We start from the raw sequence: 15,565 nt of genomic DNA, 5'->3' as shown, positions 1-15,565 counted from the left end.
TCTTTAAAATTTTTGCGCTTTAATGAAATCGATAACTTCCCCGGCCTCCTTGGCATTGTCCAACGTTTGGTAAAATTCCTCCATCTCAAGCAATTCAGCAAGCTCGGACATGGCGCGCAAGTGACTGCTGCTGTCCACAGCGCTTAAAGAAATCACGTATTTAACCGGATCGTTATCTTGATGCCCGAATTCGACGGGCTGTTCCAGCGTTGCTACGCCGATGGCGATTTCTTTCGCTCCCGCCTTGGGCCTGGCGTGCGGCAGCGCCACATGTTTGGTGATCACGATATAAGACCCGGATTCCTTGGCGGCCTCGACCATCGCATCCACATATTGTTGCGTCGCCTTGCCGTTTTCGACGAGAACGGACGCCGACTGCCTGATGGCTTCTTCCCAGTTGCGGGCCGGTAATTTTAGTTTGACAAGCTTTTCATCCACAAGATCGTTCAGCATCAGTTCTTCTTCTCCTTTAGGCGTAAAATTCTCTATCTGTGTAAAATAGGACAGCAGCTCACCCGAAAGCATCGTTTCGGATGTAACCTTCGCATATTTTTTTACAATGTCCATAACCTCGTCAATTTGCGGCTGCCTTAAAAATAGATCGCCTAATTGAATGTACACCTCGCGCGCAATTTTATATTTTTCCTTTTGAGTCATGACCGGGCTTACTTTAATCACGGGCGCATCGATTTCCAGGCTCTCCGCCTTATAGCTGGTCGTAAATACAATATCCGCGGACCCCGAGAAATTTTTCAGCTCGGAGGATTCCAGCGGCGGCAAGAAGTGCAGCTCCGGAAATAAATGGGTGAGCTCCGCATATAAGATCGCCGAACTGCCCACCCCGTTTGTACAAACAATTAGCGCCGTTCTTTTTTTCAAGATGTCGATGTCTTTGCTGTTCGAGAAAATGGCCGCAAAATGCATGGTCAAATACGCCAGTTCTTCCTCTTGAATCTCTTCGCCAAATAAACTGCAGAACTCTTTGGTAGCGTTGCTTACGATTCTGTAAACAAGCCGGTACTCTTCCTTCACTTTTTTGCAAAGCGGATTATATACAGGGAATTTGAACAAAAGCCGGTAATAAGCCGGTCTAAAATGGGAATATAGCTGCTTGAACACTTTTTCCTGGTTGACAAAATGAACGCCGCTTAAATATTCAAACTTCGTCATCATTTTGTTGACGATTTCCGAAATCGCCGCTCTGTCCTTGGTGTCTTCCTCGGCATTTCCTACGGAAATGCCCAAAATCCAGGCGCTGATATACATGACATCATGAGCTTGTATTTCATTTCGGCTATCGTAGACTTCCAGCAATTCTTCGGCAAATTTATATTCCTTCATGGAATTCATGACCGCAACGTTAGGGATATCCATATTCTCCAGAGCACTCGTATTGTTTGAGAGGATCCGCGCTTTCATAAAGATGAAAATATAGATAAATTCTACCATCCGGTCCTCGACAAAATTGATGGCATGCTTTTGGACAAGATCCGATATCCGCTTTTTCGATTGCTCGAAACTGTCCAATTGATATTCTTCGATGAAAAGATCGAATACTTTTGAACTTTCCGTGCTGGAGAGGGTTTCGATAATGTTTCGGATCAGCACGCTGCGGATTTCCATTTCGGATCCAACTAAATGGTAGCCGCTGATGCGATTGTTTCTAAGCTCGATCCCCTGACTGGCCAGGGCGGGAATCAAAGCTTTAAAATCAAGATTGACGGTGGAACGGCTCACTCGCAGGGAATCCGTAAAGTGATGGATGGAGACATCCTCCATGTTAATAAAGAGCATGAGATACATGTATAAAAGCCGTTCCGTTTTGCTCAGATAGTAGGTTCGTTTAGAATATTTCTTTTCGAGAATCTCTTTAATGGCATCTTTGGTCTCCTTTTGAATCACAATATCTTTTTGGGAGCCCAACGAGATCAGCGGCGCTTGTTCCGCTTTGAATATGGCGTTAATCTTCTCCAGCCTGTAAGTAATCTGTCTTTTGGAAGAATTGGTTTCCTCTTGCAGTCCTTTGGCAGTCACGACCGTGCGATTTAACAAAATCCGCAGAAGCGAGACGATTTCCTTGTCCATTTGCGCTCTCCCTCCTTGGTTCTCATCGGCCAGCATCTCATCCTGGGATTTTGTTTTTGTTCCCTCCCTGTTACTCATTGTATTGAAGCGGTATAGCGCTTTCAATTTGATTTAGGTCCGACTTTTGTTCTTAACCCGTACAAAAGTTGTACCCGGCGCTATGGGATCGAAGAATCCTTGAGGAACATATGACGAGCAAAGTAGGGGGCCACAGAGCATCCTATAGGTGCGGAAAAGCCTTTAACGCAAAAAGGCGGGAATCAGGCCCGCCAATCCGTTTCATACGACTATTCTCATTTAACCGCATCATCTGGAGCGTACTTCCCTTTCCAATTTTCGGACCAGTCTTTAAAAGTCTGTCCGGTTATTTCCTCCAATGTTTTGCCATCCCATGAATAAACGCTACCTGCCAAGTCCTCGATATCCGGAAACGAATATCCGCCAATCACGCCTCCATCGGCAAGCATGACATAAACATTTGTTTTGGCTTTATACGTTTGCTCCAAAGGATGATTTGAAACGGTAAATCCGTATAGGGTTATCTCTTTGCCAAAATATTTGTCAGGTTCCGTAGTCTGAACCCCCCAGCTTTGTTGATACAGTATTGTTCCGGTGCCTCCGTAAAGTTTGCTTTGGTCCAAAATGTACTTATGAACTTCCCCCATGCGAGAAGTAACTTTATAACCTTGTTGTTCCACAAATTGCTCGGCCGTTTTTTCTTCACCTTGAACCCCTGCGCCGCATCCAGCAAGTATTAAAAATAGGAGTCCAATTATTGCCGTAATATGAAAATATCTTTTCATTCCAACTTCTCCCTCAGAACGAATGTGTATTGGCTTATATCTGATTAACGTAAAGTTTGGAGAAGTTGTTGCACAAAAGAACCTCCCGGATGATCGGGAGGTTCTTTATATCGATGTAATTTCAAAACGGAGAGAGAGGGATACTCTCACTTCGTTCGAGACTGCGATGCAATCCTCCCGAAGCCTACGCTCCGACGCCCCCTCCAATTGAGGGTTCTCATCCCTCTGCAAAAGAACCTCCCGGATGATCGGGAGGTTCTTTGTATCGATGTAATTCCAAAACGGAGAGAGAGGGATACTCTCACTTCGTTCGAGACTGCGATGCAATCCTCCCGAAGCCTATGCTCCGACGCCCCCTCCAATTGAGGGTTCTCATCCCTCTGCAAAAGAACCTCCCGGATGATCGGGAGGTTCTTTGTATCGATGTAATTCCAAAACGGAGAGAGAGGGATTCGAACCCTCGCACCGCTTACGCAGTCTAACCCCTTAGCAGAGGGTCCCCTTATAGCCACTTGGGTATCTCTCCAAGAATGAAATGGCTCCCCGAACAGGACTCGAACCTGTGACAACTCGATTAACAGTCGAGTGCTCTACCGACTGAGCTATCGGGGAACGAAAAATATCGAGAACACCAATTAATTTATCACGCTTCCGTAGCAAAGTCAAGATTCGAAGCGCTTTCGAAGCGCTGCCTTCTTTCCCCAACCCGCTCTGGGGCAGAGCCACCCCCCGTTGGCATCCATAAGGACAAGCCACCCAAAAAAAGAATTGCATTCCGTGCGAAAAAAGATTATAAAATAAACATAACGTTAAATTATTTTTAACATATGAATTTATTTTAAGGGTAGGTGCCTATGAGCCAAGAAGTACGGGTTAAAAGTCAACCCTTTACCGGGTTTAGAGAATTGGCGATGTATAAATCGTTTATGTACCTATTGTTGGCGCGCGTCATCTCCCGCTTTGGGGATTCCGTGGATTCCATCGCCTACAGCTGGATGGTTTACATGCTCACCGGCTCCAAACTGATGATGGGCACCTTGTTTGCACTCAATTTTATTCCGAACCTCGCCTTTAGCTTTTTCGCCGGAACCCTGGTCGATCGCTGGTCCAAGAAGCATGTCGCGGCGCTCACCTATCTGGGGCGCGGCCTGATCGTCTGCTTCACGGCTTTTCTCTATTGGCAAGGCTGGCTGCTTCCCTGGCATCTATATGTACTGACGCTGCTCACCTCCACGCTGGAATGCTTCGCTTCTCCCGCTGAGTTGGCCCTGGTTCCTCAGTTGCTGCCCAAGGATCAATTGCTCAGCGGCAATTCCTTCAGCACCTCCGCCACACGAGCGGCCGAATTGGCGGGCATGGCGGCCGTCGGCGGTATCATTGCGTCCTTGGGAATCTCCGCAGCGATTCTGGTCGACGGACTCACTTTCACGATCGCCGCCGCTTTGATTCTGCTGATCCGGGGAGCCGGACGGACTTCGCCTGCACCTCATCGCAACGCCGTACAAGATTCCTCGTTTTTTCAAGAACTCCAGGAAGGGTTGCAGTATCTCAAATCCAATAAACTTCTCATTACGATCGTTATCGCCGCGGCCTTCGTAAACTTCTGCTTGTCGCCGTTTAACGTGCTGAATACCGTCTATGTCGATGAAATCCTGCATTCGGGACCCACCGGCTTAAGCCTCATGGGGATGAGCCTGGTCTGCGGTACGATTGTCAGCGGATTATGGATTGGAAGAAGAGGCGCAGCTTATAAAAAAAGCACGCTCATCCTGACCGGTTACCTGCTGCTTGGCGCGAATTATGCGTTGATGTACTTGCCTGCGATCGTACTGATTCAACCGCTTGCCCTGGCCACGCTGTTCTGTTTTGGCATCGGTTTGTCTGTTTCATTATGCAGCACGCCTTCCACTACCTATCTCATGGAAACTGTACCGAAGGAGTTGCTTGGCCGTGTCGGAGCGTTATACGGGATGGTCTGTACCTGCGCTATACCGGCGGGGAGCACCTTGGCCGGAATCCTGGGGGAATGGGTGCAGGTCCAACTGCTGTATGTGGGCTTTGGACTCCTTCTGCTGATTCCCGTCTTGTTGCTGCTAAGGCAGCGAAGCTTTATGGAAATTTGATCACGGCAGGCTTCATGCTTTGCGCATTTTCCGGGCCCAAGCTATACTTAAATCAATGACAATCAACTTCTGATGTTCGGGTAGGGGGCTTGCAGGGGTGAGTAACGCGATGGAATTGAAAACGCTGGAGGACATTCGGATCTACTCCGACCCGTATCGCCTTCAAATCCTGGATACATTCAAGCAATTGAATCATCCGGCGACGATGAAGGAAGTGGCGGATACGATGGGCGAGGTTCCGGCCAAGGTCTATTATCATGCCAAAAAGCTGGAGAGCATCGGTCTCCTGCAGCTCGCGGACACGAAGGTGATTAACGGCATTACCGCGAAGTATTATGTTCCTTTTGACGGACCGATCCAAATCAAAAAAAGTCATTTCGATGAGTCGCTCAAGCCGGTCGCCTTAACGGAAACCGAGAAGCTGCTGAGCCATCTGTATGATGAAAGCAAAAAACGATTCTTGAAGACATCCCGGAAAGAATCGTCGTCCGGTCAATTGACCAACAACATTCTCTACTTAACCCCGCAGGAAGCCGAAGAGTTTCATGCGTGGATCATGGCGTTTTGCGATAAACACGAGAAGAAAATTTCGGATGAGAGCCACCGGTATGAGCTCTTTTTGACCCTCGCGAAAAGCAGCGAACCGGAATCGTAAAAATAAAAGAACCATCGTCTCCGTAAATGGAAGCGTGGTTCTTATATTTTTGCCGATGCAGTTGTTCCTGCTTCGTTTTCGTCTTCCGGGTTCGCAAATCCTGGAACGCAAACGGACTGCGGCTGAGTTCCGGGCTGCGTTTTCCTTCACGGATCAGCTTTTGCCGCTGTTTTTTGGCTTGAGATTGAGCCATCTTCAAATCACTCCTTACGTGGTTTGATTTAAGTATAGCACATCCTTAGCCGCCGGATAACGCATATAGGCGAAGCCGGCCGGCGCATTTGCCGCAGCGGTACCGGTTCGGGTCGACGCGGCGTTTCCGTAAATACTCCATCCCGCAATCCGCGCACACCAGCTTGTAGCGGTGCGGCAAGGTTTTTCGCTGCTTGCTCCCGGGCAAAGCGTGGCAGTATCGGCTGCCGCCTACTTTTTGGAGCAGGGCCTTAAAGTCCGCATCGCGATGCTGATACCCTCGTCCCGCCAGGTGCAGATGGTAATGGCACAATTCGTGTTTGATGATGCGCTCGACTTCCTCCTCCCCATAAGCCGCGAGCTGGGCGGGATTAATTTCGATATGGTGGGTTTTCATAAAATAACGTCCCCCGGTGGTTCTTAACCTGCTGTTAAAACGGGCTTGGTGCCGGAAAGGCACGCCGAAGGAACGCAGCGAAATTTGCTCGATCCAGGCTTGCAACTGCTCATCCGTCATCATCCTCTCCCCTTCCTGTTGCCGTGAGCGCAAGAAATCCGCTAGATTCATTACTTGAATTTTAACTTCTCCTTACGCTACACTGTCAAGTAGGATGGATAGAAAAGGAGAATCGCAAGCATGTCTATGTCCCTAATGAGATACGTCATTTTGCAGCAAAATCAGGATCTGATCTTCGTTGAAATGCCCCGCGACTACGCCTATCAGCTCAGCGCTTTGAATCTGCGGCTGAACAAGGAAATCGATAAATTAACGGCCTCGGAGATTCCGTCGCTGCCGCGCGCGATTGCCGAATGCGACCGGCTCGATCTCCTGCAGGAATCGCTGCGGATCACAAGCGGGCTGGATTACATCAACGGGCTGGAGTCCGCTTTTTCCGCGATCCGCGAGGAAAATTACCCCCTGATTTCGCTGCTCACCGAAATCCGCGCCCTCCAGGCGCAACTGGAGCAATGGTACGAGGAAGAAGGCGCGTAACCTTCGGATGCGCAGGAGACACAAGAAAATGAAGCCGGCCGGTTCAGTTGCCCCTCTCATGGGGCTCATCGGGCCGGCTTTTTTGGCTTGCTGGCGGCCAGCCCTGGCGCCGCTTCGGCAGGGCGTTGGGGCTCGCGGGCCCGACGTGGGCCCCTGTCAGCCGACCCCCGCGCCGCTCGCTGCCAGCTCGTGGACGCTCTGTAGGTCCAATCCAGCGTCCCACTCCGCAATGGCTCGTCGCTCTATGCACGGCGTTGTTTTCTGTAGGCTTACGTTGCTCTTTGTAAGCTCACGTCGCTCTAACGGAACGTACGGACCTTATTTGCCCATTTCCCCACTAGCCTTGCACCAAACCTGACATAAGAAAAATAATGTTCTCACAAATTCCTAAATATTGAAGAAATTGATGGAATCACTCTGGAAATCCATAAAAAAACTCCTAATGTTGAAGGATAGGCATGTTACCCATTCCTCTCACAAAAGGAGCTCACTATGGGTAATGTACCAGATCAGACCGTCATTTGTAAATGCCTAGATTACATGGATTTATCCGACGATCATTTTCCGTTGTTTAATTATCGTCGCAAGTTCACTTTCGTCAAAGCGGTTAAGCTGTTGATCGAAGCCCAATTAAGCCAACGTAGCGATCTGGAGACCATTAGCCTTCATCTCGATGCGAATCCGCAGTTACAACAAGATATTGGTCTTGTCCGCATCAGCGCTTCTCAGATTGACCGGACCTTAAACGCACTTCCATTAGTGGAACTGCAAGAGCTTTGGTTCCAATTGATCTCTAAGCAAAATCAGGTTTGTTCAGCGCAAAAAGGGGCTCATCTCGGAAAGCTGCGCATCATCGATTCGACGGTGTTGTCTCTTCCAGAGATGGCGGGTAAATGGGCTTATAATTCACAGACAAGCAATGGCATTAAGATTCATACGAGTGTCGTATTAGCCCGCCCAGGCCTCTGCTATTGCGATCAGATGGTCTGTTCCACTCGAGGCGTCGCAGACTCGGAAGTCGCGCTGGATCTCGTCGTCGATCCCAGGGCGATTCATGTGATGGACCGCGGTTACATTGTGTATAGCCAATTCAAGCATTGGTTAGAAAACAATATTCGCTTCGTCGCACGTATCCAGAAAAACAGCCGAACCGTTGTGAAGGAAGAACGCGATGTTTCCGAGTTCCCTTCGATCCTTCGCGATGCCGATGTCACCGTATCCTACACGGATAAAGAAACGAAAGAACAAGTGGAGGTTTCTTTGCGATTGGTGGAGTACATCGATGACAAAGAACGTCTGTACCGGGTTCTGACAAACGTATGGGATCGAACAGCTGTACAGATCAGTGACATCTATCGTGGGCGCTGGGCCATCGAGCTGTTTTTCAAATGGATGAAACAACATGTAAGTCTTGTTCATCTATACAGCTACAAGCCAGAGGCGGTGTGGAACCAAATCTATTTGGCGATGATTGCTCATGCCTTACTGCAGTTGATTCATCAAGAGTCCGCACCCCCTCAGCGCTTGTGGTCCTTTTTGAAGATGCTGCGAGCGTATATAACATCCTCATGGACTGCATTTGTGGAGCGATTGAACCGCAAGCCGACCAAGCATTCACTTGGTAGGCGTAAGAAAAAGAAGCTCGGTCGCCCTCGAAAGCATCCTAAGGTGCACAAGACCGTAAAATTGATCAAGAAATAGTTACACAAGGGCATATATACAATAATTGGTAACATGATCCTATGCTTACAGGGAGATCGACTTTTTGGCGATGAGCCTGGATAACTAACTGCAAAATATTTGGTCTAGATACACTTCATGTATACTTTTGATTCTTAATCCAATCCATGTCAGCTTCTATGCAAGGCTAGTGCCATTTCCCGACTATTTCCCGCTGTAACGGAACCTAATGACCTTATTCGACGGTATGGGCAGCTATTTTGCAGGTTTCACCACAAATAAGGTCTCCTCGTTCCGTTAGATTCGAACATTCCCCTCTTTGAGCATATAACGTCTCTCAGTTCCGTTAGCCCGGTGCGGATAGTGGTGTCCGGAGGATGCCTATGTGAGCAGTTGCGCGAACGGAACGTAGAGACTTTATCCGTTCAGCCGATACCGCTTTGCGATCAAAAGCCGGAAATTCAGTCTCATTTACTGGAGGACTTGCACGGATTGGGGGAATGCCCCATACCTTAACCATACCAATGGGTTACCGGAGGAGGGGATACGCTTGCCGAATTGGCTCAGCAATCAGATCATGCGTGCCTTTAACAAGAGGGATCGCCGTCAGATTCGACTGCTCAACGATTGTTGGTTCTTTTACTACAGCCGCCGGAATAGCCAAACCGACAACACCAACCCGATACAATAGCGGCTCTTCACAAAAACCAAAGGGGCGGCTCCGCAGCAGCGCAAACACCTGCTTGGAACGGCCCCGTGTTCTCACAATAATCGTTCATCCCACATACAGCTGACACGCGGAAACCGGACGGCGTTCTCATCGCCTTCAAGCTGACGCATCAGCAGCTCGCCGATATGTCCGGCACCGTACGCGAAACGGTATGACCAAGGTGATGCTCGACCTGCAGTACAGCGAGCATTCACGACGACCAGAAAGGATCCTCGTCCTCGCCCCAGACAAGCCAAGGCAGAGTGCCGGGCTGTAGCGAGGAAAGCGGGAGCGGGAGCAGGTACTACAGTTCCCGGATCGCATAAAGAGCCGTAAGCCGCAGGAACCCCCGCTGCTTCGGCTCTTTTCGTTTCACTGCATTATTGCGCCTTAACCTCGGCGGGGCCCCGCATCGTCAACCCGACCCGGCCTTTCTTGACGTCCACGTTCATAACCCAAACGGTAACGTTGTCACCGACGGAGACGACGTCCATCGGATGCTTCACGTACCCGTTGCTTAGCTGGGAGATGTGCACAAGCCCGTCGTTTTTGATTCCGATATCGACAAAAGCGCCAAAATCAATCACATTGCGCACGGTACCTTGCAGCTCCATGCCCGGAACCAGGTCCTCGATCTTCAGCACGTCGGTGCGGAAGATCGGCAGCGGCAGCTCCTCGCGCGGGTCGCGCCCCGGGCGCTGCAGGCTTTCGAGAATATCGCGCAATGTCGGAACGCCAACCTCCAGACGCGGCGCCAGCTCGTTCGGCTCCAGCGCAGCCAGCTTCACGTTCAGCTCTTTGGAGCCCAACTGATCCAAGGAAACGCCCAACTCGGCGAACAGCCGGTTTACCACGTTATAGGACTCGGGGTGGATCGGCGTCTTGTCGAGCGGGTGCTCGCCCCCGTCGATCCGCAGGAAGCCGACGCACTGCTCGAACGTCTTGGCGCCAAGCCGCGGCACCTTCTGCAGCTGTTTTCGGCTCTTGAAGCGCCCGTTCTCCTCGCGGAACTTGACGATGTTCTTCGCCGTCGTCGCGTTGACGCCGGACACGTAGGACAAGAGCGCCGGTGAAGCGGTATTAACGTCCACGCCGACGTGGTTAACGGCCGATTCGACGACGTTCTTCAAGCTTTCGTCGAGATGCTTCTGGGACACGTCGTGCTGATATTGCCCGACGCCGATCGCTTTCGGCTCGATCTTGACCAACTCCGCGAGCGGGTCTTGCAGCCGCCGTGCGATAGACACCGCGCTACGCTCCGCAACGTCGAGATCCGGGAACTCCTCCTGCGCCAGCTTGGAGGCCGAATACACGCTAGCGCCCGCCTCGTTAACGATCAGGTACGCCAACTCGCGGTCCTTGCTCTTGCGTTCGGCGATCACCTCGGCAACGAACTGCTCCGTCTCGCGCGAAGCGGTGCCGTTGCCGATGACGATCAGCTCGACGTCGTATTTGTCGATCAGCTCGTGGAACTTGGCCGCCGCTTCCCGCTTCTTGTTGTTTGGCGGCGTCGGGTAGGTGACCGCCACCTCCAGCAACTTGCCGGTGTCGTCGACGACGGCGAGCTTGCAGCCGGTCCGGTAGGCCGGGTCGACGCCCAGCACGCGCTTGCCGCGAACCGGCGGCTGCAGCAGTAAGCTGCGCAAATTACCGGCGAAGATGGAGATCGCCTGGGCTTCGGCCTTCTCCGTCAGCTCGCCGCGCACCTCTCGCTCAATCGACGGAGCGATCAGGCGTTTATAGGCATCCTCGATCGCCGCGCGCAGCACGTTCTCCGTCGCGGAACGCCCGCGGATTACCTGGCCGGCGATGTAGCGGCAAATCGCCTCGGCATCCACCTCCAGCGTCACCTTCAGCACGTTCTCCCGTTCGCCGCGGTTCATCGCGAGGATACGGTGGGACGGCATTTTTTTCGCCGCTTCCCGGTAGTTGTAGTACATCTCGTAAACGGATTCTTCTTCCGGCGTCTTCGCCTCGGACACCATCAGCCCGTGATCCATCGTATATTTGCGAACCCATGCCCGAGTGGCAGCCTCATCCGCAACCTGTTCGGCCACGATATCCATCGCGCCCTGCAACGCCTCTTCGGCTGTCTCCACGCCGTTTTCGATCCCGGCTACCGCCGTGAACTTCGTCGCTTCCGCCAGCGGCTCCCCCTGCTTCGGCTGCGACAGCAACCATTCCGCCAGCGGCTCCAGCCCCTTCTCTTTGGCTACGCTGGCTCGGGTTTTCCGCTTTTGACGGTATGGCCGGTACAAATCCTCCACTTCCTGCAGCTTCACCGCCTTGGCGATCGCGGCCGCCAGCTCGTCCGTCAGTTTGCCCTGCTCATCGATGATCCGCACGACTTCCCGCTTCCGTTCCTCCAGGTTACGGAGATATTGCGTCCGCTCCTCAATGCTGCGAAGCTGGTTCTCATCCAGTTCCCCGGTCATTTCCTTCCGGTAACGGGCGATAAACGGAATCGTGTTGCCTTCGTCCAGCAGCCCGATCGTCGTTCGCACCTGCTTCAGAGATAGTCCCAGCTCCTTGGCGATTTGGACGATGATTCGCTCTTGCTCCTTCGCATCAGCCGCCCCTTGCGCCGCTGTTCCGTTCGTCTCCGTTTGCGCCATGGCCGAATCCCTCTTTCATTCAAAAAATTGCGATTGTTTCTATTATCACAAACTTTGCGCCGCATTTCCAGCTTGTCCAGACGAAGCTGTGTCCGAGAAAACGAAGAAACACCGCGCCCAGGGCAGCGGTGCTTTGATTCGACAAATTTAAAACGTGCTGTATACGTCTGGAGATGAAGCATATACCAAAATCGCGATGATAACGATCAGCAGAATAATGCCGTACAGCACCGTACCTATGATGCCGCAAACGAGGCCGGCAATGCTGAGTCCCTTGCCCTGCTCGCCCGTACGTTTGATCTCTTTTAACGACAGGCTGGAAAAGACGATGGCGACGATCCCTAAAATAAAACCGACGTACGGTATGACAATCGAGAGAATGCCCAGCACCAGCGAAGCGATCGATTTGCCGTTCGTTTTTGGCGGCGCCGGCGGTGCCGACAGCGGATATTGGCTGAAAGTGGAATACGAATAAGGTACTTCAGACGGACGTTGATCCATGAAAAAAGGTCCTCCCCGGAAAATGTTACATTAATTGTACTAGATCGCGGCGGATGACGCCATGATATATTTTTCGGCCATCCCCGGCCTTGGCAAAAAATTGCTCAGAAGCGTCCTACAAAAGACGAAGGCAGGGTCAACGAGGTCCGCGTGAAAGCGGGCGACGTCGTGAAGAAAGGCCAGGTGCTGCTTACGTTCGAGGGCACCGCTAACTCCGACAACCTCAAGGCGCAGCAATCCTCCCTGGATGCGCAACAATTGGACCTGGCTGATCGGCATCGGGCTGGGCTTACGGCGCCAGCACGATGATCGGCCGCTACCCGGCGCTGACGACGACCGTTTCGTTCCCGATCGTCCTGATCGCCTTCGGCTTTTCGCTGTTTATCGGTGTCGTCTTCGGGATGATCCCGGCCAACAAAGATAGCCAAACTCCGCCCGATTTACGCCCTGCGGACCGATTAAGCCGATGTTCAACCAAAAAACGAAAAAGTGCAAGCCGCAGGGACTCCCTTGCGCTTGCACTTTGGTTTGTTCGGGAGCTCAGCTCACTCCGTAAACTGATGCCATGCAATCCACGAACATCCGGTTGTATTCCTGCCGGGTCAGATCCTTGTTGCACTGGATATCGCGCCCCAGGAACCGGTACCAGGTGATCTCGACCTGATCCTTCTTGTACAGGAACCGGCCGTTCGTCAGCGAGAATTTGTCGTTCTCGAACGGCCCCACGTTCTCGTAATCCAGCTCGCGGCCTTGCTGCTCCGCCACGATCGTCGCCAGCAGAATCAACATTTTGAAGGGATCGTCATAGATTTCATATTGAGCGTTCAACGGCAACCTCTCCTTTATCGGTGATTACCTACATCGTACTCGAATTGCCCGCGCTCGAAGTAGCAAAATCATAAGATCCTTTTATCAATATTATCGGCAAAACAAAAAACGCCCCGGAGCAAAGTCCGAAGCGCTTGCAGTAAAACTGAAAACGCATTAGCTTAAGAAGACTCAAAAATCGATTAAACCGAGACTGATGAGCAGCGAATCGTTCACTTTCTTCATCGTCTCCTCATCCAAATGCGTAATTTTATCCGTTAATCTTTGTTTATCGATCGTTCGAATTTGCTCCAGCAAGATGACGGAATCCCGGTCAAATCCATGCGTGGCCGCGTCAATCTCGACATGGGTAGGCAACTTCGCCTTTTGGATTTGCGCCGTAATAGCGGCAACAATGGCCGTTGGGCTGAATCGATTCCCGATATCATTCTGGATGATAAGCACCGGTCTGACCCCGCCCTGCTCGGAACCCACCACAGGGGAGAGGTCTGCAAAAAAAACGTCGCCGCGCTTTACGATCAATGTTTACACCCCGCTTACTAGGCGGTCCAGAGTGATGTCTGCATCTTCTTCCGCGTGGAACGCTTCGGAGGCCATGGACAAATTGATTTTTGCCATCTCCATGTAGCCGCGCTGCATCGATTCCCGGATAAAACGTTTCTTCCGCTCGTTCAGATACAGCTTCATGGCCTGCCTGATCAACTCGCTGCGGTTGGAATTCTCCATCGCTACGATTCCATCGACTTCCTGCAAAAGATGATCCGGCAAACTGATCATAATCCTTTTGGTGTTGTGCATATTGGCCATCTTAAAACTTCCACCCCCAAAACCTACTCGACCCTGTTTCCTGATATCAGTATAGCATTATTCAAGGAAATTTATACAAAAGAAATATATGCCGATAGTATATCAAGTATGCTGCATTTCATTATAAACAAAAACGCGAGTGCCGTACATACCTGATCATTTCCATGTTTAGTATTCGCTAGACCCGGCATAAATTCCTTCCTTCAGGGTAAAAGATTTGTTGAATTTTGTCTGCCGCTCCATTTCGTCACAGCAGCGGGTTCAGCAATACGTCAGGTTCGCCCTTCCGTTTGTATACCCTGGGCACCCGGTGGGCCAACATGCAAATCAACTCGTAATGGATCGTTCCCATAGCGGAAGCCAGCTCCCCGGCGGTAATTTCCTCGCCGGCTTGCCGGCCGATGAGCACAACCTCCTCGCCGGCTTGAATTTCTTCGGCTTCATCAGCCAAAGCTTGAAGCGATACCATGCATTGGTCCATGCAAATCACGCCGGTTACAGGGACGCGGCGGCCGCGTATCAGTACTTGCGCCTTGCCGTTCAGCAATCGCGAATATCCGTCGGCATACCCGATCGGAAGGGTGGCTATTCGCTCTTCCCCTTGGGTGACGTATTTCGCGCCATAGCTGATGGCGGAATGGGGCGGCAGCGTTTTGACTCGCACCGTTTCGGTTTTCAGCGAAAGAACCGGGGTCAGCCGCACTTGATCGCGGCGTACCTCGTCGGACGGATACAGGCCGTACAAAGCGATGCCGATGCGAACCATTTGTACCGACAATTCCGGCAGATCGATGGCGATCGCGCTGTTCCCCGTATGTATGATCGGGATGCGAATTTCATGCTCCCGCAGCGCGTCCACCACGCCCTGGAACCGGCGGAATTGTTCCAATGTATAGCTTTTGTCTTCCTCGTCCGCCGTGGCATAGTGGGTGAACAAGCCTTCCACTTTCACCTGCGGCGCTTGTATGGCCTTGCGTATGAAGGCGACCGCCTCGTCTCCGGGCAGCAGTCCGACGCGGCCCATGCCGGAATCGATTTTGATATGGACTTTCAGTTGATGCGGGAACTCATTAAGATCCAGCGCTTCGATCGCCTCAAGCACTTCCTTGCTGAAGACATTCAACGTGATGTCGTGCTCCCAGGCCGTTCGAACACCGTGGGGCGGCGTATACCCGAGCACCAGAATCGGCAGCTTGATGCCGGCTTTCCGGAGCTCCAGCGCTTCGTCCAGGAACGCGACGCTGAGATAATCCGCGCCGATCCGTTCCAGTTCCTTCGCCACGGGCACGGCGCCATGCCCATACGCATTAGCTTTTACACATGCCAGCATTTTCATGTCCGCCGGTTGTCTTCTCCGCAATTCCTCGAAATTGCCGCGCAGCGCGTCCAAATCAATTTCCGCATGGGTTGGTCGATACATCACTTGCACTTTCGGGTCACCTTCTCCAAAGATTGAGAGTTCAAATATCTGAGCAATAATCTAATGGTAATGTCCATGGATGCGACTGTCAATTCTGCAAAAGAACCCAATTGCCGAAAGCGCCGTATCCGATGGAACGGTAACCTCTCTAAT

16 protein-coding genes and 2 tRNA genes are annotated in these 15,565 nt (G+C 51.6%); 6 read left to right on the top strand and 12 right to left on the bottom strand.

Going from position 1 to position 15,565, the window contains the following annotated elements:
* Positions 1-3: 3 nt before the first annotated feature.
* The 4 genes from ACZF99_RS06085 to ACZF99_RS06070 form a co-directional block, all read right to left on the bottom strand.
* Complete coding sequence (locus ACZF99_RS06085) at positions 4-2,163, bottom strand: BglG family transcription antiterminator (RefSeq protein ID WP_483609938.1); 2,160 nt, start codon at positions 2,161-2,163, stop codon at positions 4-6.
* Between the two features lie 215 nt (positions 2,164-2,378).
* The gene (locus tag ACZF99_RS06080) at positions 2,379-2,888 is read right to left on the bottom strand and encodes a hypothetical protein (RefSeq protein WP_483609936.1); all 510 of its coding nucleotides are present in this window, start codon (positions 2,886-2,888) and stop codon (positions 2,379-2,381) included.
* Positions 2,889-3,325: 437 nt separating this feature from the next.
* Positions 3,326-3,414 (bottom strand) — tRNA-Ser (locus ACZF99_RS06075).
* 10 nt (positions 3,415-3,424) lie between these two features.
* A tRNA-Asn gene (locus ACZF99_RS06070) sits at positions 3,425-3,500 on the bottom strand.
* A 242-nt stretch (positions 3,501-3,742) separates the two neighbouring features.
* Here ACZF99_RS06070 and ACZF99_RS06065 point away from each other — a divergent pair.
* On the top strand, positions 3,743-5,011 hold the full coding sequence (locus ACZF99_RS06065; protein ID WP_483609934.1) for an MFS transporter: 1,269 nt from the start codon (positions 3,743-3,745) through the stop codon (positions 5,009-5,011).
* A gap of 97 nt (positions 5,012-5,108) precedes the next feature.
* Positions 5,109-5,666 carry an ArsR family transcriptional regulator gene (locus ACZF99_RS06060; protein ID WP_483609932.1) on the top strand — a complete coding sequence of 186 codons (558 nt, stop codon included), beginning with the start codon at positions 5,109-5,111 and terminating at the stop codon, positions 5,664-5,666.
* Between the two features lie 238 nt (positions 5,667-5,904).
* Here ACZF99_RS06060 and ACZF99_RS06055 read toward each other — a convergent pair whose 3' ends face one another.
* Positions 5,905-6,375, bottom strand: a complete 471-nt coding sequence (locus ACZF99_RS06055) for a SprT family protein (protein WP_483612574.1) — start codon at positions 6,373-6,375, stop codon at positions 5,905-5,907.
* A gap of 126 nt (positions 6,376-6,501) precedes the next feature.
* Between ACZF99_RS06055 and ACZF99_RS06050 the strand changes: the two genes are divergently transcribed.
* From ACZF99_RS06050 to ACZF99_RS06035, 4 genes are all read left to right on the top strand, one after another.
* Positions 6,502-6,852 (top strand): hydrolase/acyltransferase, encoded by a 351-nt coding sequence (locus ACZF99_RS06050; RefSeq protein WP_483612573.1) that lies wholly within the window; start codon positions 6,502-6,504, stop codon positions 6,850-6,852.
* 540 nt (positions 6,853-7,392) lie between these two features.
* Positions 7,393-8,553 carry an IS4 family transposase gene (locus tag ACZF99_RS06045; protein ID WP_483609930.1) on the top strand — a complete coding sequence of 387 codons (1,161 nt, stop codon included), beginning with the start codon at positions 7,393-7,395 and terminating at the stop codon, positions 8,551-8,553.
* Positions 8,554-9,082: 529 nt separating this feature from the next.
* A complete protein-coding gene (gene cmpA, locus ACZF99_RS06040; RefSeq protein WP_483609928.1) occupies positions 9,083-9,223 on the top strand; it encodes a cortex morphogenetic protein CmpA in 141 nt (46 codons plus the stop codon).
* Between the two features lie 86 nt (positions 9,224-9,309).
* The gene (locus ACZF99_RS06035; protein ID WP_483612571.1) at positions 9,310-9,417 is read left to right on the top strand and encodes a helix-turn-helix domain-containing protein; all 108 of its coding nucleotides are present in this window, start codon (positions 9,310-9,312) and stop codon (positions 9,415-9,417) included.
* A gap of 204 nt (positions 9,418-9,621) precedes the next feature.
* On the opposite strand, the gene ACZF99_RS06030 is transcribed toward ACZF99_RS06035, so the two are convergent.
* From ACZF99_RS06030 to alr, 7 genes are all read right to left on the bottom strand, one after another.
* Positions 9,622-11,856 carry a Tex family protein gene (locus ACZF99_RS06030; protein ID WP_483609926.1) on the bottom strand — a complete coding sequence of 745 codons (2,235 nt, stop codon included), beginning with the start codon at positions 11,854-11,856 and terminating at the stop codon, positions 9,622-9,624.
* Positions 11,857-12,003: 147 nt separating this feature from the next.
* On the bottom strand, positions 12,004-12,357 hold the full coding sequence (locus tag ACZF99_RS06025) for a DUF4190 domain-containing protein (protein WP_483609924.1): 354 nt from the start codon (positions 12,355-12,357) through the stop codon (positions 12,004-12,006).
* 316 nt (positions 12,358-12,673) lie between these two features.
* Positions 12,674-12,835: a hypothetical protein gene (locus ACZF99_RS06020; protein WP_483609922.1), complete on the bottom strand. Its 162-nt coding sequence runs from the start codon at positions 12,833-12,835 to the stop codon at positions 12,674-12,676.
* A 62-nt stretch (positions 12,836-12,897) separates the two neighbouring features.
* Positions 12,898-13,185: a hypothetical protein gene (locus ACZF99_RS06015; RefSeq protein WP_483609920.1), complete on the bottom strand. Its 288-nt coding sequence runs from the start codon at positions 13,183-13,185 to the stop codon at positions 12,898-12,900.
* 171 nt (positions 13,186-13,356) lie between these two features.
* Entirely contained in the window at positions 13,357-13,707 is a 351-nt protein-coding gene (locus tag ACZF99_RS06010; RefSeq protein WP_009226461.1) for a type II toxin-antitoxin system PemK/MazF family toxin, read from the bottom strand.
* Between the two features lie 3 nt (positions 13,708-13,710).
* The gene (locus tag ACZF99_RS06005; RefSeq protein ID WP_018750966.1) at positions 13,711-13,992 is read right to left on the bottom strand and encodes a CopG family ribbon-helix-helix protein; all 282 of its coding nucleotides are present in this window, start codon (positions 13,990-13,992) and stop codon (positions 13,711-13,713) included.
* Positions 13,993-14,239: 247 nt separating this feature from the next.
* The gene (gene alr, locus ACZF99_RS06000) at positions 14,240-15,421 is read right to left on the bottom strand and encodes an alanine racemase (RefSeq protein WP_483609917.1); all 1,182 of its coding nucleotides are present in this window, start codon (positions 15,419-15,421) and stop codon (positions 14,240-14,242) included.
* Positions 15,422-15,565: the final 144 nt, after the last annotated feature.

The organism is Paenibacillus sp. JL3B1040, assembly GCF_057063165.1.
The sequence above is the reverse complement of the archived record's forward strand: the minus strand, read 5'-3'. Positions and strand labels throughout refer to the sequence as shown.

Coding starts and splice junctions, on each gene's coding strand:
- ACZF99_RS06025 (WP_483609924.1), bottom strand. CDS start 12,357: ATGGATCAACGTCCGTCTGAAGTACCTTATTCGTATTCCACTTTCAGC.
- ACZF99_RS06005 (WP_018750966.1), bottom strand. CDS start 13,992: ATGGCCAATATGCACAACACCAAAAGGATTATGATCAGTTTGCCGGAT.
- ACZF99_RS06065 (WP_483609934.1), top strand. CDS start 3,743: ATGAGCCAAGAAGTACGGGTTAAAAGTCAACCCTTTACCGGGTTTAGA.
- ACZF99_RS06030 (WP_483609926.1), bottom strand. CDS start 11,856: ATGGCGCAAACGGAGACGAACGGAACAGCGGCGCAAGGGGCGGCTGAT.
- ACZF99_RS06045 (WP_483609930.1), top strand. CDS start 7,393: ATGGATTTATCCGACGATCATTTTCCGTTGTTTAATTATCGTCGCAAG.
- ACZF99_RS06085 (WP_483609938.1), bottom strand. CDS start 2,163: ATGAGTAACAGGGAGGGAACAAAAACAAAATCCCAGGATGAGATGCTG.
- ACZF99_RS06080 (WP_483609936.1), bottom strand. CDS start 2,888: ATGAAAAGATATTTTCATATTACGGCAATAATTGGACTCCTATTTTTA.
- ACZF99_RS06050 (WP_483612573.1), top strand. CDS start 6,502: ATGTCCCTAATGAGATACGTCATTTTGCAGCAAAATCAGGATCTGATC.
- ACZF99_RS06055 (WP_483612574.1), bottom strand. CDS start 6,375: ATGACGGATGAGCAGTTGCAAGCCTGGATCGAGCAAATTTCGCTGCGT.